Annotated in this window: 1 pseudogene; it reads left to right on the top strand. The window is 60.0% G+C overall.

Annotated elements, in window-relative coordinates:
• Nucleotides 1-102: 102 nt before the first annotated feature.
• Nucleotides 103-486 (top strand): annotated as a pseudogene (locus CEF10_RS16715) (transposase); the annotation flags it as partial.
• Nucleotides 487-597 lie beyond the last annotated feature (111 nt).

Genomic DNA, 597 nt, shown 5'->3' with positions numbered 1-597 from the left:
CGCTCGCGGAACTCGGCCGTGTATGTCGGGGTGTGCTTCTTCTTCGATTCCATAACGGTCATCCTCTGAGAGTTTTACCCTCTCGGAAACCCGGGGCGGTTCAAACAGTATTTTGTCTCTGAATCATCGGTCTACCGGATCCTGAAAGCCGAGGACCTGGTCACGGCCCCGGCGCATATCGTGATGAAGGCGGCCAATGAGTTCCGAGACCAGACCACGCGGCCCAACGAACTGTGGCAGACCGACTTCACCTACCTCAAGGTCCTCGGCTGGGGCTGGTTCTACCTGTCGACCATCCTCGACGATTACAGCCGCTACATCATCGCCTGGAAGCTCTGCACGACGATGAAGGCCGAGGACGTGACCGCGACGCTCGACCTGGCGCTGGAAGCGTCAGGGTGCGACAGCGCAACGGTTATCGCCAAGCCCAGGCTGCTCAGCGACAACGGCTCGTCTTACATCGCCAGCGATCTGGCCGATTATCTCGACGACTGATCTTGCCCCCGTTTCGCCGGACACTCAGGCGGTTGCGGTTTGAGCTGCGATGAACTCGCGGGGCGAGCGCCATTTCAGCCCTGAGTGCGGATGGTTCTCGTT

It is taken from the genome of Roseovarius salinarum, assembly GCF_002834145.1.
GTDB lineage: Bacteria > Pseudomonadota > Alphaproteobacteria > Rhodobacterales > Rhodobacteraceae > Roseovarius > Roseovarius salinarum.
The sequence above is the reverse complement of the archived record's forward strand: the minus strand, read 5'-3'. Positions and strand labels throughout refer to the sequence as shown.